19 protein-coding genes are annotated in these 22,154 nt (G+C 58.1%); 13 read left to right on the top strand and 6 right to left on the bottom strand.

Annotation, left to right across the window (positions count from 1 at the left end):
• The first annotated feature begins 113 nt into the window (after positions 1–113).
• The 8 genes from AB5Z25_RS04690 (at position 114) to yihA (ending at position 9,360) form a co-directional block, all read left to right on the top strand.
• On the top strand, positions 114–1,124 hold the full coding sequence (locus AB5Z25_RS04690; protein WP_225093894.1) for a LacI family DNA-binding transcriptional regulator: 1,011 nt from the start codon (positions 114–116) through the stop codon (positions 1,122–1,124).
• 184 nt (positions 1,125–1,308) lie between these two features.
• The gene (locus AB5Z25_RS04685; RefSeq protein WP_117746634.1) at positions 1,309–2,691 is read left to right on the top strand and encodes a family 43 glycosylhydrolase; all 1,383 of its coding nucleotides are present in this window, start codon (positions 1,309–1,311) and stop codon (positions 2,689–2,691) included.
• 45 nt (positions 2,692–2,736) lie between these two features.
• On the top strand, positions 2,737–4,188 hold the full coding sequence (locus tag AB5Z25_RS04680; RefSeq protein ID WP_052044095.1) for a PTS transporter subunit EIIC: 1,452 nt from the start codon (positions 2,737–2,739) through the stop codon (positions 4,186–4,188).
• A 101-nt stretch (positions 4,189–4,289) separates the two neighbouring features.
• Positions 4,290–5,732, top strand: coding sequence for a glycoside hydrolase family 32 protein (locus AB5Z25_RS04675; protein WP_368134912.1), 1,443 nt, complete (start codon positions 4,290–4,292; stop codon positions 5,730–5,732).
• A gap of 275 nt (positions 5,733–6,007) precedes the next feature.
• Positions 6,008–6,862 (top strand): DegV family protein, encoded by an 855-nt coding sequence (locus AB5Z25_RS04670; RefSeq protein WP_368134911.1) that lies wholly within the window; start codon positions 6,008–6,010, stop codon positions 6,860–6,862.
• Positions 6,863–7,048: 186 nt separating this feature from the next.
• Entirely contained in the window at positions 7,049–7,867 is an 819-nt protein-coding gene (pflA, locus tag AB5Z25_RS04665; protein WP_368134910.1) for a pyruvate formate-lyase-activating protein, read from the top strand.
• 122 nt (positions 7,868–7,989) lie between these two features.
• Complete coding sequence (gene mtnN / locus AB5Z25_RS04660; RefSeq protein ID WP_035137633.1) at positions 7,990–8,730, top strand: 5'-methylthioadenosine/S-adenosylhomocysteine nucleosidase; 741 nt, start codon at positions 7,990–7,992, stop codon at positions 8,728–8,730.
• 39 nt (positions 8,731–8,769) lie between these two features.
• Complete coding sequence (yihA, locus tag AB5Z25_RS04655; protein WP_055252447.1) at positions 8,770–9,360, top strand: ribosome biogenesis GTP-binding protein YihA/YsxC; 591 nt, start codon at positions 8,770–8,772, stop codon at positions 9,358–9,360.
• 236 nt (positions 9,361–9,596) lie between these two features.
• On the opposite strand, the gene thrB is transcribed toward yihA, so the two are convergent.
• Together thrB and thrC are read right to left on the bottom strand one after the other, a co-directional pair.
• Positions 9,597–10,478, bottom strand: a complete 882-nt coding sequence (gene thrB, locus AB5Z25_RS04650; RefSeq protein WP_368134909.1) for a homoserine kinase — start codon at positions 10,476–10,478, stop codon at positions 9,597–9,599.
• Positions 10,479–10,679: 201 nt separating this feature from the next.
• A complete protein-coding gene (gene thrC, locus AB5Z25_RS04645) occupies positions 10,680–12,197 on the bottom strand; it encodes a threonine synthase (RefSeq protein ID WP_368134908.1) in 1,518 nt (505 codons plus the stop codon).
• 104 nt (positions 12,198–12,301) lie between these two features.
• Between thrC and AB5Z25_RS04640 the strand changes: the two genes are divergently transcribed.
• The 3 genes from AB5Z25_RS04640 to AB5Z25_RS04630 all read left to right on the top strand — a co-directional run bounded on the left by AB5Z25_RS04640 (position 12,302) and on the right by AB5Z25_RS04630 (position 16,164).
• Positions 12,302–13,690 (top strand): aspartate kinase, encoded by a 1,389-nt coding sequence (locus tag AB5Z25_RS04640; RefSeq protein ID WP_138113249.1) that lies wholly within the window; start codon positions 12,302–12,304, stop codon positions 13,688–13,690.
• A gap of 174 nt (positions 13,691–13,864) precedes the next feature.
• On the top strand, positions 13,865–14,890 hold the full coding sequence (locus AB5Z25_RS04635; protein ID WP_368134907.1) for an aspartate-semialdehyde dehydrogenase: 1,026 nt from the start codon (positions 13,865–13,867) through the stop codon (positions 14,888–14,890).
• A gap of 695 nt (positions 14,891–15,585) precedes the next feature.
• Positions 15,586–16,164, top strand: a complete 579-nt coding sequence (locus AB5Z25_RS04630; RefSeq protein ID WP_368134906.1) for a methylated-DNA--[protein]-cysteine S-methyltransferase — start codon at positions 15,586–15,588, stop codon at positions 16,162–16,164.
• 144 nt (positions 16,165–16,308) lie between these two features.
• Here AB5Z25_RS04630 and AB5Z25_RS04625 read toward each other — a convergent pair whose 3' ends face one another.
• From AB5Z25_RS04625 to AB5Z25_RS04615, 3 genes are all read right to left on the bottom strand, one after another.
• Positions 16,309–16,503: a chloride channel protein gene (locus AB5Z25_RS04625; RefSeq protein ID WP_195520693.1), complete on the bottom strand. Its 195-nt coding sequence runs from the start codon at positions 16,501–16,503 to the stop codon at positions 16,309–16,311.
• Positions 16,422–16,871 carry an Abi family protein gene (locus AB5Z25_RS04620; RefSeq protein WP_368134905.1) on the bottom strand — a complete coding sequence of 150 codons (450 nt, stop codon included), beginning with the start codon at positions 16,869–16,871 and terminating at the stop codon, positions 16,422–16,424. Before AB5Z25_RS04620 ends, AB5Z25_RS04625 begins: the two co-directional genes overlap by 82 nt.
• A 170-nt stretch (positions 16,872–17,041) precedes the next feature.
• On the bottom strand, positions 17,042–17,680 hold the full coding sequence (locus tag AB5Z25_RS04615; RefSeq protein WP_368134904.1) for a GyrI-like domain-containing protein: 639 nt from the start codon (positions 17,678–17,680) through the stop codon (positions 17,042–17,044).
• 270 nt (positions 17,681–17,950) lie between these two features.
• On the opposite strand from AB5Z25_RS04615, the gene AB5Z25_RS04610 reads away from it, so the two are divergent.
• Both AB5Z25_RS04610 and AB5Z25_RS04605 read left to right on the top strand, forming a co-directional pair.
• Complete coding sequence (locus AB5Z25_RS04610; protein WP_227790901.1) at positions 17,951–18,652, top strand: ABC transporter ATP-binding protein; 702 nt, start codon at positions 17,951–17,953, stop codon at positions 18,650–18,652.
• A gap of 5 nt (positions 18,653–18,657) precedes the next feature.
• On the top strand, positions 18,658–21,423 hold the full coding sequence (locus AB5Z25_RS04605) for an FtsX-like permease family protein (protein ID WP_368134903.1): 2,766 nt from the start codon (positions 18,658–18,660) through the stop codon (positions 21,421–21,423).
• A gap of 127 nt (positions 21,424–21,550) precedes the next feature.
• Here AB5Z25_RS04605 and AB5Z25_RS04600 read toward each other — a convergent pair.
• Positions 21,551–22,154: DUF4368 domain-containing protein (locus AB5Z25_RS04600; RefSeq protein WP_368134902.1), on the bottom strand; the 604-nt coding region annotated here is incomplete at its 5' end.

Raw genomic sequence — 22,154 nt, 5'->3', positions numbered from 1 at the left:
CTAATTATTTGGATGAGTCGTTTACTTACTTGTACTGTTACCGTCTTCCCGCTCTTGTTGGGGTATGCTTTGTTCGTATGTAAACGTATGACATGTTGATGGGGGAGGGTGCTATGGCTCGCGAGAGTGCTCGTTCTAAGGATACGGCTAAGCCTGGCATCAAGGAAGTTGCGGCGGTGGCGGGGGTTTCGCCTACTACGGTATCTCGCGTGCTTAATAATCGCGGCTATATTAGCCAAGAGACCCGCGATAAGGTCCATGCCGCGATGAAGCGCATCAACTATACGCCCAACGATATCGCCCGTGCCATGCTCAACGGTCGCCTGAATCTTATCGGTATGATCGTCCCCTATGTCAGCAGTCCGTTTCATGCCCAAGTGGTTCAAGTCATTGAGCATACCCTGGCCGAAAACGGTTTTAAGATGCTGCTGTGCAATAGCGCCAATCGACCCGAGCTTGAGCGCTCTTATATCGACATGCTTCGACGCAATATGGTTGATGGCGTCATCGTCAACTCGCTTAATATCGGTGCCGAGGCGTATGCCGAGATGGGCTTGAGTCTGGTTGGTATCGACTGCGACCTTGGCGAAGCCTCTGTTCAGATTGCGAGCGACAGCTATAGCATCGGCGAACTTGCCACGCGTCGCCTGATCGATGACGGATGTTCACGCATCCTGTGCCTGCGCAGCAATAGCCGCATGCGCATGCCTGCCAATAAGCGTACCGATGCCTACCTCGATGTTGTTGAGCAGGCCGGTTTGCCCGCGCTTGTCCGTGAGGTTGAGTTCGTTAAGCCCGACGACGAAAAGAGCGCGGTCGTTGCGAAGATCCTCGATGAGAACCCCGATATTGACGGCATCTTTGCGGGAGACGACACGATGGCGGCTATCTGTCTTAACGTGATGAAGCAGCGCGGCTTGAGCGCTCCGGGCGATATTAAGGTCGTGGGCGCGGATGGTGCCCGCCGCACTATGACGTTTATGCCTGACTTAACAACCGTACGCCAAGATATCGATCGCATCGGAGAGCTCGCGGCGCAATCCATCATTGCTCTTATTAACGGCGAAAAGCCCGAATCGAATATCAAGCTCCCCGTTGAACTCATTGAGGGTAAAACCGCGTAGTTCATCCCGTGCCAAAAGAATTCCTCAAACACCTCTGATGACCGTTCGCCGGCATATGTCAACCGTTTGCCGACGACTGGAACTGCGAAAAGACGTATTGGTGTGAAAACGTTTGACATATGAAAACGATTGACATATCTTGCAGTTGTACCGAGTTAGTATCTCGTGAGAAAGGAAGTCTCGGATGCACAAGGTGTATTACCAGCCTGAGGGAATTTGGGTAGGCGACATCATGCCGTACGGCGAGGACGGCACGTTCTATCTCTATCATCAGCGTGACACGCGAAACCCCGGACCTTTCGGAGAGCCGTTTGGCTGGGCACTCGCGACAACCAAGGACTTCGTCAATTACAAAGACTTTGGCGAGAGCCTTGAGCGTGGCGGCGACGAGGAAGTCGACCAGTATGTTTATGCCGGCACGGTGTTTAAGGTGGGCGACAAGTACCATGCGCTCTACACTGGTTGCAATCGCGATAAGGTCAAGGCACGCTTGATGAAGCAGGTTCTTCTTCACGCAACGAGTGACGACGCCGTCAAGTGGGAGAAGAACATCGCCGAGACGCTGCTTCCGCCCCAGGAGGGTTACGATGACCGCAACTGGCGCGATCCCTTTGTGCTTTGGGATGAGGAGAACGAAGAGTACATGCTCATCCTCGGCACGCGTGTGGGCGAGGACAAGCGTCTGATGACCGGTCGTCTGGTCAAGTTCACCTCCAAGGACCTGGATACCTGGGAGTTCCAGGGCGACTGGTGGAATCCGGGCCTGTACACCATGTTCGAGATGCCTGATCTCTTTAAGATGGGCGACTGGTGGTATCTGGTGTTCTCCGAGTACAGTGATGGCAACAAGACCCGTTACCGCATGTCTCGCTCTATCAACGGTCCTTGGATCACTCCTGCGGACGATTCCTTCGATGGCCGCGCGTACTATGCCGCGCGTACCGCATTTGATGGTGAGCGCCGCGTTCTCTTTGGTTGGGTTCCTACGCGTGACGAGGGCGGTGACCCCAGCTCTTACCTGTGGGGTGGCACCTTTATGCCCCTCGAGATCGTTCAGCGTGCCGACGGAACGCTCGGCACCAAGCTCCCCGACAGCATGCTTGGCGCCTTTGGCGAGGGCAAGGCTGTCGAGACCTTTGAGCTTTCCTGCGAGTCGGGCAAGGTCGAGCAGGTGCTCGCCGCGGATGCCGGCTCCACCTACTTGCTCGATGCCGACATTGAGCTCGGCGGTAACGCTGCCGGCTTCTCGGTCAAGTTCGCCGAGGACGCCGAGACTGGTCTTGCCTATGAGTTCCGCGCCAACCTGCGCGAGGGCAAGCTCGAGTTCACGCCGGCTCCCCAGTACCCGTGGTTCCAGGTCAACAACATGGGCCTCGAGCGTCCGTTGTTCTTTAAGGGCGAGGGCACTCACCATGTGCGTCTGGTCGTCGACGACGACATCGCGACCATCTTTGTCGATGATGTTGCGCTCAACGCTCGCTTCTGCAACAAGCAGGGCCAGGGTGTGGCGCTTACCGTCACCGACGGTGCGCTCAAGTGCGCAAACGCAACGATCGCGTCTCTGTAGCGGCAACGAACCGTTTTATGATTTAGAAAAGGAATGGAGAGGAACATGGACTACAAGGCAGTGTCCCAGCAAGTCGTCGACAACGTCGGCGGACTGGAGAACATCGAGGGCGCCACGCATTGCGTGACCCGTCTGCGTCTGGTGCTCAAGGATACGAGCAAATACAACAAGGCCGAGCTCGAGAACATCGATGGCGTCAAGGGCGTGCTGTACAACAGCGGCCAGCTCATGATCATCTTCGGTACCGGTACCGTCAACAAGGTTTACGATGAGTTTATGGCTCTGACGGGCGTTAAGGAGATCAGTGCTTCCGAGGTCAAGGGCGCTGAGGCGGACAAGAAGGGCAAGTTCTTCTCGGTCCTCAAGGTATTCTCGGACATCTTTATCCCCATCATTCCCGCCTTCGTCGGCGCTGCAATCATCATCGGCCTTAAGTCGCTGATCGTTGCCAACGGCCTCTTTGGCATGGAAGGCAGCCTCGCCGATCACAGCGAGTTCCTCAAGAACCTCGCAAGCTTCTTTGCCATTATCGCCACCACGTTCGACTACCTGCCTGTCCTGGTTATGTACAGCGCGGTCAAGCGTTTTGGCGGTAACCCGATCCTGGGCATCCTCGTCGGTATCGTCATGGTTCACCCGAGCCTTATGAACCGCAACACGTTCGTTATGGACCCGACGGGTGCTGAGTACTGGAACTTTGGTCCGCTCTCCATTCCCATGGTTGCTTTCCAGGGCGGCGTGTTCCCTGCAATTCTGACCGCCTGGTTTATGGCCAAGGTCGAGAAGATTGCCCAGAAGTACATCCCCGAGGTCGTTTCGTTCGTCTTTGTCCCGACCGTTACCCTGATTCTTGCTAACGTTGCCCTGTTCACCGTGTTCGGCCCGCTCGGCAACCTGATCGGTGACGTCCTCGCCGGCGTAATCGATATCCTGTACAACAGGATGGGCGTCTTTGGTGCCTTTGTCTTCGCCGCGTTCCTGCAGCCGCTCGTCGTTACCGGTACGCATCAGTTCATCCAGGGTATCGAGGCAAACCTTGTTGCCACGACTGGCTTCAACTACATCCAGGCCATCTGGTCGGTTTCCATCATCGCCCAGGGCGGCGGCGCCATCGGTATGTACCTCATTCACAAGAAGCACTCCAAAGAGCGCAACATCTGCATGTCGTCCTTTATCCCGACGCTGGTCGGAATCTCCGAGCCCGCTATCTTTGCTGCAAACATGCGCTATTCGATCATTCCGTTCATCTGCGCATGCATCGGTGCAGGCTGCGGCGGTGCCTTCGTCAAGCTCTTTGAGGTGCGCGCTATCGGTCAGGGTCTGACCGGCGTGCTTGGCCTGCTCATCGTCACGCCCGAGACCCTCGTGTGGTATGTGGCTGGCAATCTCATCGCCTTTATCGTGCCGATCGTCTTGATCTTTGCCTACAACAAGGCAAAGGGCGTGCCGACCACCGATGAAGAGGGCGCTGGCGCTGGCTTCGACGTTAGCTTCTAGTTGAGCCGTTCAGTGTAATCTGAGGATAAGTCCATTTGAGGAAGGGCGTTCGACTCGTGTGAGTCGAGCGTCCTTCCCCATAGACGAGAAAGTCAACGGCGATGTTAAATCAAAAAAACAAGGTGACACGCGCGGACTATGAGCAGTGGCGTGTCGGACAGGATGAGACGGCGGCTCGCATCGCGTCCGACCCCGATAGGCTTCTGTTCCATGTGGAGCCTGAGCTTGGCTGGCTCAACGACCCCAACGGTTTGGTTCAGATTGGTGATACGTATCACATCTATCATCAATACGATCCGTTCGATGCTGCGCATGGCGGTCCAGTGCTTTGGAACCATCTGACGACAAAGGATTTTGTGACGTACGAGAATCACGGCCCCGTGCTGTTCCCCGATTCCGATTTGGATTCGAGCGGAGCGTATTCTGGTTCTGCCTTTGTACGTGATGGCAAGATTCACTACTTCTATACCGGCAACGTCAAGCATTTTGACCGCGATGATTACAACTACGTGTTGACGGGCCGTGAGCAAAACCAGATTCATATGGTTGCCGAGAATCCCGACGAATTGGGCGAGAAGCGCATGGCTGTTGGACCAGTCGATTACCCCGACGATATCGGTACGCACGTGCGCGACCCCAAGATCCTTGAGCACGATGGTGTCTACTACATGGTTCTGGGCGCTCGTACGAAAGACGACCGTGGCTGCGTGCTTGTCTATACTTCGCGTGATTTAGGGGTCTGGAGCTATGCGACGCGCATTGAGCTGGGCGAGAAGTTTGGCTTTATGTGGGAGTGCCCTGATCTGTTTGAGCTTGATGGCGAGCTTATTCTCGTTTGCTGTCCGCAGGGTGTGCCTGCCGATGGTTGGCGTTACCGCAATCCGCATCAGTGCGTGTGGTTCCCCATCGAGGCCGATTGGGAGGCGCCGAGCTTTAAAATCGTCGGGAAGGGCATGCCCCCGATGGTCGATGCCGGTTTTGATTTCTATGCTCCGCAGTCCTTTGAGGATGCTGCAGGCCGGCGATTGATGATCGGATGGTCGGGTTGCCCCGATGCGACGGCGGAAAACCCGACGGTGGCGCGCGGGTGGCAGTGCGCGTTGACGGTGCCGCGAGAGCTGAGCATGCGCGATGGTAAGCTCTGCCAGCAGCCGGCGCACGAGATTGAGAGGATGCGCGGCGACTGCGTTCGCACGACAGGCGGTGAAACCGTTGAGGAGCCGGGCCGCCTGTTTGATCTCGTGGTTTCCTGTGAGGGCGCCAAGATGGTTGAGCTCGAGATTCGCAAGGGTGTCTTTGTGCGCTATGCGGACGGGATGCTTACCCTCGACATGGGTGACGAAGGCTATGGGCGCGACCAGAGGTCGATTGAGCTCGGCGAGCTTCGCGACCTGCGCGTGCTTTCGGACACTACGATGGTCGAGATTTTTGCAAATGGCGGCGAGGCGGCACTTACGAGCCGTACCTATTCGCCGGCGGTTCCGGCGATGGGGTTGCATGCCGAGGGTGCGGCGTCGATGGATTTCTACCGCCTCGCGCATTAACCGTGTGTGGAGCGCGATTGGACTTGCTGGGCGGAATGCGTCGCAGTTGCTGCAGCGAACTACCGTTCATCGCGTATAGCTACCGTTTGCGGGATAAGTAACACTCATTTATAAACCGTGTAAAATCTCAGGTAAGCACGGAGTTTTCCAGGGAGACGCTGTCCTTTGTTGTGCGCAAGGGGCGGCGTCTCTTTGGCGCTTGGACGCCGTTGTGCAACAGCGCGGCGCGCGTGTCATGTATTGAAAAGCCAATGTCGAGATGGGTCGTGATAAGAATGGGCAAGTATGTAATCGTGGTTGAGTCTGGGTCGGATGTAACGCCGGAGCTCTGCGAGCGCTACGGCATCGTGCGCGTGCCCATGCATGTCACGATTGGTGACGAGACCGTCGAGGACGGCTCGATCGATCCGCTCGAGATTTATTCGCGCTGCAACGAGTTTGGTGTGATGCCCAAGACCAGTGGCTGTTCGCCAGCGGATTTTGCGCATGTGTACGACCGCATCCATGCCGAGCAACCCGACGCGACTATTTTGCATCTTGCATATTCCGAGGCCACGACCTGTTCGCATCAGTCCTCTAAGATTGCGGCCCAGGGGCGCGACTACGTGTTCTCCATGGACACGCGCTTTGTCTCGGTAGGCCAGTCGCTTGTTGTCGTCGAGACCGCCAAATACATCGAGGCTCACCCCGATGCCACCGTCGACGAGATCTTCGCCTTCGCGAACTCCGTCATGGACCGCGTGCTGTTGGGCTTTGTCCCAACCGATCTCGCCTTCCTTAAGGCCGGCGGTCGTTTGTCCAACGTGGCATTCCTCGGTGCCCATCTGCTCAAGATTAAGCCCTGCATTGAGGTGACGGGCGGCAAGTTCGTGGCGACCAAAAAGTTCCGCGGCTCTATGCTCAAATGCGCCCGCGCCTTTATTGACCACATGGTTGCCAAGGGGGAGATTGACTACTCGCACATTGGCCTGGCGTATTCGGTAGGTCTTTCCGAGGAACTGCGTGACGACATGGAAGTCTATGCGCACGACCTGGGCTTTAAGGACGTTGCCTGGACCCAGGTCGGCGGTGTCATCTCGAGTCATTGCGGCCCGACCGCCTTCGGTGCGGTACTCACGCTCAAGGCGTAAGGCCTGGCATCTATCGATTTCTATTGCCACGGCGGCGGGCGGGTTGCGATAACCCTCCCGCCGCTTTTGCGTGGAGTCAAATAGGACGACCTAATTGACCTCTAAACCGTTTCGCCATCATATGTATGGGCTAGAATGGCTCTGGCATTTATGTAACTAAAACCAATGAGAGGCAAGGTAGCGGGAATGGCTGAGATGACGCTCGAGGGTGTGGACGCTCGTCCCGAGGACTCCGCGTTTGCCCTGGGCCGCGTACATTCGATCGAGACGATGGGTACGGTTGACGGTCCCGGCATCCGCTTCGTAGTGTTTGTCCAAGGCTGTCCCATGCGCTGCGCGTATTGCCACAATCCCGATACCTGGTCGGTTAACGGCGGCACCATGGTGACCGTCGAACATCTGATGGACGAGTTCCAGAGCAACCATGAGTTTTACCGCAGCGGCGGCATTACCGTTTCGGGCGGCGAGCCGCTTCTGCAGCCCGATTTTTTGGCCGGCCTGTTCCGTGCAATGCACAACAATCCCGATGGTCGCGTGCATACCTGCCTTGACAGCTGCGGATATGCGTTTGATCCCAACCACCCCGAGAAGTTCGATGCTGTTCTCAACGAGACCGACATGGTGCTGCTCGACATTAAGCACGCCGATCCGGTTGAGCATAAAAAGCTGACCGGTTGCGATCCTGCACGTATTCTGGCGTTTGGCGATGAGCTGGCGCGTCGCAGGATCAAGGTCGTTATCCGTCACGTAGTAGTACCGGGCATTACCGACACGGTGGAGGAGTGCGAGGCACTCGGTCGCCTGATTGCCCCGTGGCACAACGTGGTGGGCTTGGAGATGTTGCCGTATCACACGATGGGTGTCGTCAAGTATGAGCAGCTGGGGATTCCCTATAAGCTTGAGGGCGTGCCCCAGATGGATACCGCGCGCATGCCCGAGTTGCGCAATGCCGTTATGACCGGCATGAAAAAGCGCCGTGCGGAGCTCAAAAACGCTATCGGATAGCAAGTCTTTTGCTCCTCTACGATACCCGCGCTGCGGTGGTCTAGCGACTTCGTATTGCGCGGTTGAGTCAAAATGCTGGTACCATACCGTGGATAGCAGTTTTCACGGGTTTGGGGGATGGTATGCCTACCATCGCAATCATCGGTGCACTCGAAAAAGAGGTTGCGCAGATTAAAGAAGAACTGAACGGCGCTCGTGTGGCACAAGAGGCGGGCTTGACCGTTGTCAACGGCGAGCTCGACGGTTTGTCCGTTGTTGCTACGACCGCTGGCATGGGAACCGTAAACGCCGCGGCGGCAACGCAGCATCTCATCAGCAAATATGCCCCGCAGGCCGTTGTGTTTTCGGGCATTGCGGGTGGCCTAAACCCTAAGCTCCATATTAACGACGTGGTTATAGGCAAGTGCCTGCGCTATCTCGATACTGACACGGCGCTCATCGCCGAGTCGGCGCCGGGACTCGAGGAGTTTGTCTCGACGCCGGCGTTGGCTGATGTTGCCGCCGCCGTGCTTGCCGAGCATGGATTTGTGGATGCCTCGGCGGATGAGAATTCTGCGGAGAAGGACCCCAAGCAGTTCCTGTGTGGCACTATCGCCACGGGTGACCGCTTTGTTACGGGTGACGCCATGCGTAACGCTGCGATTGAGGCCACGCATGCCGATTGCGTCGAGATGGAGGGCGCGGCAATTGCGCACATCGCGGCCAAGAATGGTGTCGATTGCCTGGTGCTGCGCGCTATCAGCGATAATTGTGACGAGGCATATGACGCGTTTTGCGAGCGCGAGTTCGATCTGGATGAGTACGCTCGCACCGCGAGCGGCATCACGCTTGACATCGTTCGTCGTATCGCCGCCGCGCAATAGCACACCCGTTTTGTAAAAATCTACGACCAAGGAGTGTCCATGGCCGATTCCATTAACTACCAGCTTGCCAAGTTCGTTGCCAGCTATGGCAAGGTTTCGCAGATTCCCGAGTCCACCTGCCCCGAGGTGAGCTTCGTCGGCCGCTCCAACGTGGGCAAGTCGTCGATCATGAACAAGCTTTTTGGCCGCAAGAACCTGGTGAAGGTTTCGAGCACACCGGGCAAGACGAGCAACATCAACTTCTTTGAGGCTGACGACGTGCACTTCGTCGACCTGCCGGGTTATGGTTTCGCCCGTCGTTCCAAGGCCGAGCGTGACCGCTGGGCCGAGCTTATCGGCGACTTCTTCGACTCGGAGCGCAGCTTTAACCTGGTTGTATCGCTGGTGGACATTCGCCACGACCCCAGTAAGCTCGACCATGACATGATCGACTACCTGCAGGGCAACGAGTTCAACTTTATCGTTTGCCTCACCAAGGCCGACAAGCTCAGCCGCACCCAGCAGGCCCGCCAGGCAGCAGCCATCAAAAAGCAACTCAACGTCCCGGCCGAGAACGTAATCATCACAAGCTCCCAAACCGGCACCGGCATCGACGAACTCAAGCGCCGCATCGCCGAGGCCTGCCTCTAATAAGCGCCCCTATCAATAAAAGGCAGGCTATCAGCCCGGCGACTTTCCAGAGCGTAGGTCTCTGTAGCCGCCGCCAGCGAAGCTAACGTAGGGGAGGCCAGGGGCTTTGCCCCCAAATCTTTCCGCAGGACGGCAGGACCCCCGCCGCACGAAGTGCGCAGCGGGGGTCCTGCCATGTCCGAGGACGATTTGGGGGCAAAGCCCCTGGCCTCCCCGGCGAGTATACGGGACGGCGACTACAGGTATTCGATCTGGGCGCCTTCCGTGTCGCACGTCAGAATATGCGTGTCGCACTTAGGGAACTGTTCGCGCAGCTTGACCTGCAGGAACTTTGCCACGATGGTGTCGTCGGTCACCGCCATAAGGGTCGAGCCTGAACCGCTGATCCAGATGGTCTTGGCGCCGCCGTTAAGGCAGGTGTCGCGCACGGCGTTGTAGTCGGGGATGAGGCGGCGGCGATAGGGCTCCTGGATACGGTCGTCGTTGGCGGCGGCAATCAGGTCAAGGTCGCCGGTCTCCAGGCCGCGCGTCATGCCCGCGATGCGGCCCATCTGCCACACGGCGGTGGAGAGCGGAATCTCCTGTGGCACGACCTTGCGCGCCTCACTCGTGTGCACCTCGTAAGGTGGAATCACGGTAATAAAACGCAAGCGATCGCTCACCTCGTAGCGCAGACACTGGGGGAGCGAATCGGTCGGCGTAAAGGAGCAGACGGCGCCGCCCAGGATAGCGGGGGCGACGTTATCGGGATGGCCCTCGACCTCGGTGGCAATGCGGACGAGCTCGGCGCGGTCGACGGTGTGGCCCGTCAGCGCGGCGGCCGCCATGATGCCAGCGACGACGCAGGTGGAGCTGGAACCCAGGCCGCGGGCGACGGGCACATCAGTTTGAATGTCGATGGCAACGGGGAAAGCCGACTCGCCCCATGCGGCCAGTGCATCCACAAAGCTCACGTAGACCAGGTTATTCTCGTTTTGGAACTCCTCGGGGCAGCCCGTGATGGTGAGCTTGTCGGCGCGCTCGAAGGTGAAGTGCGAGTAGAGGCTGACGGCCATGCCGAGGGTATCGTAGCCAATGCCTAGGTTGGCGCTGGTTGCTGGGACGGTGATTTTGATCATGTGGGTCCTCCTGGGCGGGTCTGGCCGTTTAGTTCGCTGCTCGGGCAGTCCTGGCTCGCTCGGAAAGCACATTAAGTGCTTTCCGGCTCGTGCGGAACTCGCGACGAACTAAACGGCCAGACCCGCTCGCATGCTCGTCATCATCCCGAAAGCTAAATAAAAAGAAGGTGCGCCGGCTTTCGCCGGCGCCTTATAAGGGGTTTAGTTGGTAGCCATCTTTTTTGCTGCGGACTCGACGTAGCTTGCCATCTCATCGACGTCGCAGACGTCTTCGAAGCGGACGGGCTTGGATTCGAGTTCGGCGAGCTGGGTCGGGGCGACCGTGTTGGTGGCCTGCTCGAGCACACGCATAGCCTCAAAATCATCCTCGGGAACGTCGAGGCCCAGGGCGTCGCAGCAGGCGCGCGGGAACTTGTAGGGGCTTGCGGTCGAAAGCAGCACGCGGGCCTTGGCACCCTCGGCGGGAGCGACTTTTTCAAAGACGTGATAGCCGCAAGCGGTGTGCGGGTCGATCACGTAGCCGTTCGCATCCCAGCAGCTCTTGATGGCAGTGCGGACCTCGTCCTCGCTGGCCCAACCGCAGCCAAAGACGCTCTGAATCTTTGCCAGCAGGTCGGCGGGAACCTCGTAGCGACCAGTCTGTGCCAGCTGCTCCATAAGGCCGGCAACGAGCTCGCAGTCGCCGTTGGACAGGAAGTACAGCATGCGCTCCAGGTTGGAGCTAATAAGGATGTCCATCGACGGCGAGATGGTCGTGAAGAACGGGCGGTTACGGTCGTAAACGCCGGTGGTCAGGAAGTCGGCAAGCACGTTGTTCTTGTCGCTCGCCACGACGAGCTTGGCGACGGGCAGACCCATGCGCTTGGCGTAGTAGCCGGCCAAGATATCGCCAAAGTTGCCGGTCGGTACGCAGAACTCCACGGCGTCGCCGGCCTCGATGGCGCCGGCGCGCAGCAGCTGCGCATAGGCGGCAAAGTAGTAGACGACCTGCGGTACCAGGCGGCCGACGTTGATGGAGTTGGCGCTCGAAAGCACCGTGCCGGCGGCCTCCAAGCGCTCGGCAAGCTCCTTATCGGCAAAGATGCGCTTGACGGCACTCTGGGCGTCGTCGAAGTTGCCGCGGATGCCGCAGACGGCGACGTTATCGCCCTCCTGCGTGGACATCTGCAGGTTCTGGACGCGGCTGACCTTGCCCTCGGGATAAAAGACGGTGATGCCCGTGCCCGGAGCGTCGGCAAAACCGGCGAGCGCGGCCTTGCCCGTGTCGCCCGACGTGGCGGTGACGATCATGATGCGCTCGGCGCCGCCGTCCTTGGCGGAAGTGCGGGCCATCAGACGGGGGAGCATCTGCAGGGCGACGTCCTTGAAGGCGCTTGTGGGGCCGCCAAAGAGCTCCATCACATAGGTCTGAGGGGCGTCGGCGCCCGGCGCAGCGTCGAGTTTGACGAGCGGCGTAACCTCTTCACTCGCGAACGTGCCGCGGTATGCCTCGTCGACACACGCCGAAATTTCTTCGGCCGTGTAATCATTCAGTAACATTCCCAACACATCTTGAGCGATTTCAAAGTACGATTTATCTGCAAGCGAGCTGATATCGACCTGCTGGGTGCCGAGCTCGTCCGAGACAAACAAACCCCCGTCGGGAGCGATGCCGGTACGGATTGCCACCTTACTTGAGCACGATAAAGTGCGTCCTCGTGTACTATGATAAGTTCCCATATAACACTGCTCCTCGGATGCCTTGGTCCCAATCGGTGAAACCATGGTATCAGAGCGCGCAAAATAGGTTTGCAGAGGCTTTTTAGAAAGGTAACCTCAAGCCCATGATTAAGATTGCCAAGTTTGGCGGCTCGTCGGTCGCCGACGCTGAACACTTCAAGAAGATCAAGGCCATCGTCGACGCCGACCCTGCCCGCCGTTTTGTGGTGGTTTCCGCCTGCGGCCGCCGCTTTAAGGGCGACACCAAGGTGACCGACCTGCTCTACCTGGTTAACGCGCACGTTAAGTATCACGTGTCGTGCGAGGAACTGCTCGAGGACATTGGCCAGCGCTATTTTGATATCGCTGACGAGCTGGAGCTCACCTATCCCATCCGCGAGGAGTTCGCGGCCTTTGCCGAGCGCGCCCGCTCGGGCGGCTACTCTACCGAGGAGCTCGTGAGCCGCGGCGAGTATTTCACCGCTCGCCTGATGGCCGAGTACCTGGGCCTGCCGTTCCTGGACGCCGCGACGGTTGTGGCGTTCCATCACGACGGTACGCTCAGCATGAATCGCACCTCCGAGCTGGTGCAGGAGTACGGTCAGCAGGGCGGCTTTGTTATGCCCGGTTTCTACGGCGCGACGCGTGAGGGCCAGATCAAGCTGCTCGACCGTGGCGGCGGCGATATCTCGGGCTCGATCCTGGCCAAGTGCCTGGGCGCCGATCTGTACGAGAACTGGACCGACGTTTCGGGTTTCTATTCTGCCGATCCGCGTATTGTTCCCGAGGCTCAGCCCATTGCGCGCGTTACCTACGAGGAGCTGCGCGAGCTTTCGTACATGGGTGCGAGCGTCCTGCACGAGGAGGCCGTGTTCCCCGTGCGCGAGGCAGGCATTCCGCTGGTCATCAAGAACACCAATGCGCCGCAGGACCCCGGCACCATCATTAGCGAGACGGCTGATGAGGGCGAGGCAGAGCCCATCATTACCGGCGTGACCGGCAAGCGCGGTTTTGTCGCCATCAACGTGGCCCGCGACCGCACCAAGCCCCGCGTTGGCTTTATGCGCCGTGCGCTTTCGGTGTTCGAGCGTTATGACGTTTCCGTCGAGCACATGCCCACCGGTGTCGACCGCTTTGGCGCCGTGGTGCAGGAGCAGGACGTTCACGATTCGCTGTACTCGCTCGTGGGCGACATTCAGCAGGAGGTCGAGCCGCTCGAGATCGAGGTTGTCGAGGGCTTGGCGCTTATCGCGACCGTTGGCCGCAACCTGCGCGGTCGTGCCGGCATCTCTGGCCACCTGTTTGGCATGCTTGGCCAGGCGGGCGTGAGCGTGCGTATGATTTCACAGAGCTGTGACGAGATCAACATCATCATTGGCGTGGAGGAGAAGGACTTCGATCTGGCGATTCGGACCATTTACCGTGCCTTCTCCGATGAGAACGGCATTGTGAAGGTCTCCGACCTGGAGGCTTCCGCGCCGGTCGATCCTGCTCTGGCTGCGCTCCACAAGTAGCTGCTATCTCGCTAGATTTTTGGGACTCGCCTCAAAAATCTACGGCGGGGCGTTTCGTTTCGGTTTCGTTTCGACGGGGCGGGTTTCGTGCCCGCCCCGTTCTTGTATACACTGGCAACAATAATCGGCCTGCTTGGCGTGCGGGCGATAGCCACAACCTTTAAAGGGGGAAGCATGAAACAGTACACGGTTGCTATTTTGGGCGCGACGGGAGCCGTGGGCACCCAGATGCTCGAGTGCCTCAACGAGCAGGAGTTTCCGGTCGGTAAGCTCAAACTGCTGGCAAGTGCACGCTCCGCGGGCAAGACCGTTGAGTTCCGCGGCGAGCAGATTGTGATCGAAGAGGCTTGCCCCGAGGCCTTTGAGGGCTGCGACATCGTACTCGGCGCTGCCGGCGACGATATCGCCAAGGAGCTGCTGCCCGAGGCCGTCAAGCGCGGCGCCGTCGTGGTCGACAACAGCCATGCTTTCCGTATGGATCCCGAGGTGCCGCTGGTCGTGCCCGAGATCAATGCCGACGATATCAAGTGGCATCACGGCCTTATCGCCAACCCCAACTGCGCGACCATCATCGGCCTGGTTCCCACGTGGCCGCTGCATCAGCTCGCCGGTGTGAAGCGCATGATCGTCTCGACGTATCAGGCGGCTTCGGGTGCCGGCGCTCCCGGTATGGCCGAGCTCGAGGCTCAGCTGGCCGCCCTGGGCCGCGGCGAGGAGATTCCCGAGCCGCGCGCGTTTGCCGCCCAGCTGGCGAGCAACCTGATTCCGCAGATCGGCGGCGTCAAGGAGGAAGGCTTTACCTCCGAGGAGATGAAGCTGCAAAACGAGGGCCGCAAGATCATGCACCTGCCCGAGCTGCGCGTGAACTGCACCTGCGTGCGCGTGCCCGTGCTGCGTTCGCACTCCGAGAGCATTACGCTCGAGTTTGAGCGCGATATTACGGTGGAAGAGGCCCGTGCTGCGCTGGCTGCTGCTCCCGGCGTCAAGCTGGTTGACGATATGGTTGCCGAGGATGCACACGACCGCTTCCCCATGCCGATGGATACGTCCGACCAGGACCTGATTTGGGTCGGCCGCGTGCGTCGCGACATCTCGAACCCCGAGGCCGCGCGCGGTATCACCTTCTGGTGCTGCGGCGACCAAATCCGTAAGGGCGCGGCAACCAACGCCGTCCAGATCGCTAAGCTGCTCTGCGAGTAGTGTGACCTGTCCGGCGGTGGCCGGGCTTGGTTTTCAGAACGTCCTCGACCATGTGTGGCGCCTTGTCCTGCTCCTTCGGAGCCGCGGACAAGGCGCCACACTGGTCTGCGGAGTGTTCTGAAAACCAAGCCCGGCCACCGCCTGCGGTGACGCTGCTGCGAGCGGCCTGCGATGGGGCCGTTGTTGGTTGGGGCCGCTGGGCTGATGTGAGGGCACGTGGCCGTTGCGGGCCCTGATCCCGGCGGCGGCCTCGGCGCTTTGCGCCTGCCGCCTTGGGGGACTGTGGGGCGCGGCCGGCAGCTGCGGCGCTGTCGCGCCTGCTGCCTGCGGGGACTTTGGGGTTGGTGCGAATCGAGGTCTAATACTTTTCCGAGAAGTGAACGACCTTATTTGGACCCCCGAAGCATTGGCATATTTTGACCGCCATTTCCTGCGGTTTTGTTGCGCGAATCCTGCGGTTTTGCGGTCTAAAGGTGTGGATGCTCCGGGGCTTCGATTTTACTCGTTCACTTCTCGGGAAAGTATTAGAGCTCAGCTGATAGAGGTACCGCTCTGGCGTCGATGCCCCGCGTCTTCTTCGCTTGATTGGGGAAAACAGCCTCGCTTAAACAATTACGAGCCCGCCCAGACGTATCTGCGGGGTTGTCTGCACAGTTCGCGGTATTATGTTTGCGGAGTTTTGAAAGGAGCCGCAGGTGGTCACGACGACGTTTGCTTCGCCTTTGGGCGAAATCTTGCTTGCCGCTGATGGCCGCGGTCTGACGGGGCTTTGGTTTGAGGGACAGGAGCACTTTGGCTCTACGCTGCTCAAAGAAGATGCGGAGCACGTTGAAGGTGCCGATGCGGTTTCTGGCGCCGGCGGTATGTCTTCGGTGGATCCGGCAAATGGTGCGGCTTCTTCGGTGCTTGAGCGTTCTTGGGCTTGGCTGAATGCTTATTTTGCGGGGCAGGAGCCTCGGTTTACGCCGCCGTTGCATATGATTGGCACGGCGTTTCAGTGCGAGGTTTGGTTTGAGCTGCTTTCTATCCCGCGTGGCGAGGTCGCTACGTACGGTGAGATAGCCCAGCGAGTTGCGGCTCGACATCGTGTGCCGGGAAACGAGGCTCCCGTTGTGTCCCCGCGTGCCGTGGGGGCTGCGGTTGCACGCAATCCCATTTCGATTATCGTGCCGTGCCATCGCGTGGTTGCCGCCGATGGTTCGCTCAACGGATATGCCGGCGGGCTTGACCGCAAGGAGTGGCTGCTTCGGCTCGAGGGCGCGTACGAGGAATAACGTTCGAGCACTTTGCATAGCCAAGACGCCGTGAAAGAACGGGATGCGCTTTCCGAATGGCGTCCCAAACGGAAACCGTGTCCCGGAATACAGCCTTAGAGTGGGATGCCGTTTCCGGTTGAGACCACTTGCTTGGACATCTTTCTACGCCCGCTTCTGCAGGGCATAGATCGACTTATCCATGTTGAACAGGTAAGCCGCGACGCAGACGATGAAGAATGCCGGCAGATTACCGAAACCGAAGACTTCGCAGCCAATCAGGATGGGTGCGAGCAGCGTATTGGTGGCGCTGCCAAAGACGGCTGCGTAGCCCAGCGCGGCGCAAAGCGCGATGGACATGCCGAGTTGAGCCTCGTTATGGCGACATCTGGGTAACAGAAAGGCCTGCGTTCCTCAGAGGCAAGATAGGCAATTCTGCTTTTGAGGTAGATCTCAATTCTGCCGACCGCATCAAACATTAACTGCCGGAGGGCTCGGTCAAATTCATACGTGTAGATGATGGTTTCGAATGTTGTGCCTTCGCGAAAGATGGTAATCCCGGACTTGCATTTGGTTTTGTAGGGAAACCAGTAGGCCGACAGTCTGTAGTGGTTGGCTTCGACCAAAGCTCGCTCGAGTTCGCTTTGATCAGAGCACTTAAGACCCTTGTTTTCTGTCAATAGTGCTATTTGTTCGTTGATGGATATCCGCGACTTCTGGTATTTCATTAAGCCTCTTGATAGAAAAAGAGCTGGAGTTGCGCATCGTTGAGAGGCTTTCCAGCTTTAGCAAAACAAACTTATAAGATGCGACGGGCCGCGTCAAGATAATTACCGGACGGCCTAGGAGGCGGCTGGTTGGCCGGCTTAAAACCTAGCGCGTGAGATGACGCTCCACGCTATTCAGCGCACTTGATAGGATGACGAACCACGGTCTTAAGTTTCTCCGGTGCACATTTGCGTGGATCGGAGAGATAGATTTCGTGGTGTAAACGGGTGTCTGAGAAGTCGGGGACATAGCCCTGCTCGGTCGCGTATTCATGCATGGCGTCTACGGTCGCCGGTTCGTTGTCGTAGGGCCCGGTGTGCATGCATTGAACGCAGATGCCCTCGTCAACTTTAAGCAGCTCGACGGCGGAAAAGTCCAGTTTCTTTTTGGTCGTGGCTTCCGCGACTGCCCAGTCAAAGTCATCTCGGGTGACGAAATCGGGCAGGCGGATGCACGAGATGAAGTTGAAATCGTCCTTGCGTACATAATCGATGTCGTCGCTCGGGGAGTCTTGCCACCAGAAACCCTCGAGCGGCGGTACCACAAAGTCGAAATAGCCCTCGATACTCCTTGAGCCTTTCTTCGACATCTTGACGGTATAGGCGATGCCGTAAAGCAACGGCAGTGCGTTTTGATACTCGCCACCTTCGGTATTTGGGTCGCCCTTTCCGCGAACGGCTACGTAGCTCATAGGCGGGACAGTTACGATGCTCGGCTTGCTTGCAGGTTTGTAGAGCTCCTTGCATTCCTTCTTAAAGTCGAACGCCATGTTGGCCGCCTTTCTGCGTATTGGCCTGCTTAGATAACGGAATCATATCATAGAAACGAACAGCTGTTCGAATGATTTTGCTGACAGATAGAGATGCGTGCGTTGTGTTTGGCGGTCGGCCTGACCCCGTCGATGATTTCTCTGCCTTCCCGGCGCTTGCCTGCGCTCCCCGTTTCCCCATATAAAACCTGCCAAAATGAACCTGTCCCTTTTTGGTCGGCGTGAAATGGGTAATACTAAAGAGTTATCCGACCAGATGGGAATTAATCGATGGCTTATATCGAATTCAAAGACGTCATCAAGGCGTACGGCGAGGGCGATGCCCGCATCCATGCGCTCGACGGCGCGAGCTTTACCGTTGAGCGCGGTGAGCTCGCCATTATCCTGGGCGCTTCGGGCGCCGGCAAGACTACGGCGCTCAACATCCTAGGCGGCATGGATACGGTAACCTCCGGCTCCGTGACAGTGGACGGGCGCGACGTGAGCTCTGCCAACGAGGCGCAGCTTGTGGAGTACCGCCGCGCCGACGTCGGCTTTGTCTTTCAGTTCTACAATCTGGTTCCCAACCTGACGGCGCTCGAAAACGTTGAGCTTGCAGCTCAGATCTGCCCCGATTCGCTCGATGCCGAACAGACGCTTCGCCAGGTTGGCTTGGGCGAGCGCCTCGCCAACTTCCCCGCGCAGCTTTCGGGCGGCGAGCAGCAGCGCGTGTCCATTGCCCGCGCACTGGCCAAGAACCCCAAGCTTCTTTTATGCGACGAGCCCACGGGCGCGCTCGACTATAAAACCGGCAAGCAGATCTTGCAGCTGCTGCAGGATACCTGCCGCAAGCAGGGCATTACGGTCATCATCATCACGCACAACTCCGCGCTCGCGCCCATGGCCGATCGCCTGATCCGCTTTAAGAGTGGTCGCGTGGAGAGCGAGACGGTCCAGCAAAATCCCGTGCCTATCGAGACGATCGAGTGGTAGCGCCCATGGACCAGGACCGCCAAAACAGCCAAAACCACGATACGGAGCGCGCGGGTCGCGACCGGGAGTTTGCGACCTACCGCACCGCTCAGAGCTCAAACGATATGGTGCCGACGGTTTTTCGCCGTGGCATCTACCGTACAATCCGCGGCAGTCTTAAGCGCTTCTTGTCTATCGTGGTCATCACCGCGCTTGGCGTGAGCGTGATGTGCGGTCTTAAGGCAGGCTGCGAAGATTTGCGCGATTCGGTCGACGCCTATTTTGACCAGCAGAATGTCTATGACATTAACGTGCAGTCGACCTATGGCCTTACGCGCGACGATCTTGCGGCTATCCAAGAGGTCGACGGCGTCGAGACGGCCGAGGGTATCTACACCGAGACCGCCTACACCGCCGTGGGCACAACACGCGAGCGCGTGATCGTGCAAAGTCTTTCCAAGGAGAACATCGATCAGCCGGTGCTCGTGAACGGCGATTTGCCCGAGAGCGCCGATGAAGTCGCGGTGACTTCGAAGTTCCTGAAGGCATCGGGCAAGAAAATCGGCGATACGGTGAGTTTTGCCGCCAATGACGCGAGCTCGTCCAATCAAAGCGCCAAGGACCAGTTTGCCGCGGGCGATTACACCATTACGGCTGAGGTCCTCGACCCCACTGATGTAAGTTCTGACTCGACAGTCAACGCCTTTCGCGCTGCTTCGGCGGCGGACTATAAGTTCTATGTGAGCGAGGACGCCGCGACATCTTCTTCCTACTCCGCGGTCCACGTGGTCGTCGAGGGAGCCAAGAGCCTCAACTCCTATTCGGATTCCTACGCGGCAAAGATCAATGAGGTCAAGGGCAATATCGAGAAGATCCGCGAGGAGCGTGAGAAGGCGCGCGCCCAGGAGCTGACGGTCGACACGCCGGCGAGCTTGGACGCGGCTGAGCGTCAGGCGAATATGCTCTTTGGGATTGAGCAGGACAACATCAATCGCATGGCAGAGGGCAGCGAGGAGCGCGTGCAAGCGCAGACCGACCTGGATCAGCGCCGCGCCGCCGCCGACCAGCAGTTTGCCGATGCCCGCGCCGAGCTTTCCGATCTAGGCGAATGTACGTGGTACATCCAGGACCGCGGCAATATCGCAAGCTACTCGAGCGTGGAAAGCGATAGCTCGTCAATTGAGGCCATCGCCACGGTGTTCCCGTTTATCTTCTTTATCGTCGCCGTGCTCATCAGCCTTACCACCGCTACGCGCATGGTCGAGGAGGAGCGCACGCTTATTGGCCTGTACAAGGCGCTCGGCTATTCACGTGGGCGTATTCTGTCCAAATACGTGGACTACTCGCTGTGGGCGTGTCTGATCGGCGGCGTGCTCGGCAACATCATCGGATTTGTGGGCCTGCCGCTGTTCCTGTTTACGGTGTTCGACGACATGTACTCGCTGCCCCAGATGCTGCTTTCGTACGACATCGTGTCGTCGCTCGTGTCGGTGGCGCTGTTTGCCGTGGGCGTGGTGGGCGCTACGATTATCGCCTGCCGCCACGAGATGTCCGAGACCCCAGCCTCGCTTATGCGTCCCAAGGCCCCGCGTGCCGGCTCGCGCATCTTGCTTGAGCGCATCGGCTTTATCTGGCGTCGCATGGGCTTTTTGAACAAGGTGGCGGCGCGTAACCTGTTCCGCTACAAAAAGCGCGCCTTTATGACCATCTTTGGCATCGCGGGCTGCACAGCGCTTGTAATTTGCGGCATGGGCATTCGTGATACGTCGGTCGCGCTGTCGCCCAAGCAGTACGGCCACGTCACGCGCTACGATCTGCTGGCGGTCGCCAATCCCGACGATTTTTCACAGACGTGCGCGGCATTGGATGGGCGCAGCGCGTCCAATGATTCCAACGTGACCGTGACTTCGACGCTGCCGATTATGACCGACAACGTCACCTTTACATTTGGCGGCAAGAGCGAGACTGTGCAGCTGATCGTGGTGCCCGATGACCGCACGAGTGACTTGGGCGATTACGTGCGTCTGGAGGATGAGTCCAAAGAACCGCTGCCTTTGCGTGACGGAGACGTGTATCTGAGCAAAAGTTCACAGCTGGTGCTGGGGATTCAGCCGGGCGATACGGCTCACGTCCAGGATTCGTCGCTCAATGTTGCCAAGGTCAAAGTCAGCGACATTTCGCTTAACTATCTGGGCAACACGCTTTACATGACGCAGGGCACCTATGAGCGCACGTTCGGCCGAAGCGCGCGTCTTAACGGCATCTTTGCACTGCTCAAGGGTTCGTCGGCCGACCAGATTGCGTTTAGCAAGAATCTTAAGAGTGACGGTTGGCTTACGATTTCGAGTACGGCCGAGCATTGGGAAAACTATGAGGCGAACTTTACGATTATCAATTCGGTCGTGGTGCTCGTGACCTTTATGGCGGCGTGCCTGTCGTTTGTGGTGGTGTTTACGCTGTCCAACACGAATATCTCCGAGCGCGAGCGCGAGCTGGCGACCATTAAGGTGTTGGGCTTCCGTCGCGGCGAGGTGCACCACTACGTCAACAAGGAGACGTTGATCCTCACGGCGATTGGCGCCGCACTGGGCGTACCGCTAGGCGGCTTGCTGGCCGAGAGTTTTACGTACATCCTGCAGATGCCGTCGCTGTATTTTGATGTTGAGGTCGAGCCGCTGAGCTACGTGCTATCCGTGTTGCTGGCCTTTGCCTTTACGTTTATCGTCAACCTTGCCACCAATCGAACGCTCAACAAGATCGACATGGTCGGCGCCCTCAAGAGCGCCGAGTAACCTGCCAAAAAGGGACAGGTATATTTTGGCAGGTTTTATCTGGGCAAACGCCGGACAACCATTTGTTGAGGTAAGATAACGTAACCTTTTTTGCAGAGGGCGTTATCTTACCTCTTTTTGATGTATGTTAGATAGCATAACTCTTTACGTCGGCTCCTATCTGTCTGAAATAGGAGATACTTTCGGTGGGCTTGTCGCCTGTATCAACTCTGCCGACAAAGCTATAAAAGATTTCGATTTTGCGGGTGTTCGTTTCCTTATCCAGTTCGTGAATAAGAATACGGTCAACAAATTCATGGACGTTTTCGTAGGTCAGTTCGGTAATGGCGGTGTACTTGCGTACCAGTGCAACAAACCTTTTCACGTCCGCGCTGCGCTCGGTGGCGTTGTCGATTTCCTGTGACAGCTCCGCAATCCTCCGTGTCAGCGTCTTTTTTTCTTCATCATAGCCGGAAGTCAAAAAAGCAAACTGTTCATCAGAAAGTTTCCCTAAAGCGTTGTCCTCATAGAGCTTGCGGAATAAGATATTCAGCTCGCTAATCCGGCTCTGTGCCTTGTCAAGCTCTTTCCGCTGCTGCGTCAGCGTCTTTTGTACTGCCTTTGCGCTGCACTCGTTGGCGGTTTCGATAAACTCCTGTTCATGCTCTTTCACATAGGTGTCGACGCGCGACCATCGCGCGAGCATGCCCTCGGGGTAGTAGGTGCCGTGCCTGAGCTTGGGTATCTCGAGC

This window comes from Collinsella aerofaciens (assembly GCF_040910325.1).
Classification (GTDB): Bacteria; Actinomycetota; Coriobacteriia; order Coriobacteriales; family Coriobacteriaceae; genus Collinsella; species Collinsella aerofaciens_BL.
This window is presented reverse-complemented; position numbering and strand designations above follow the sequence as displayed.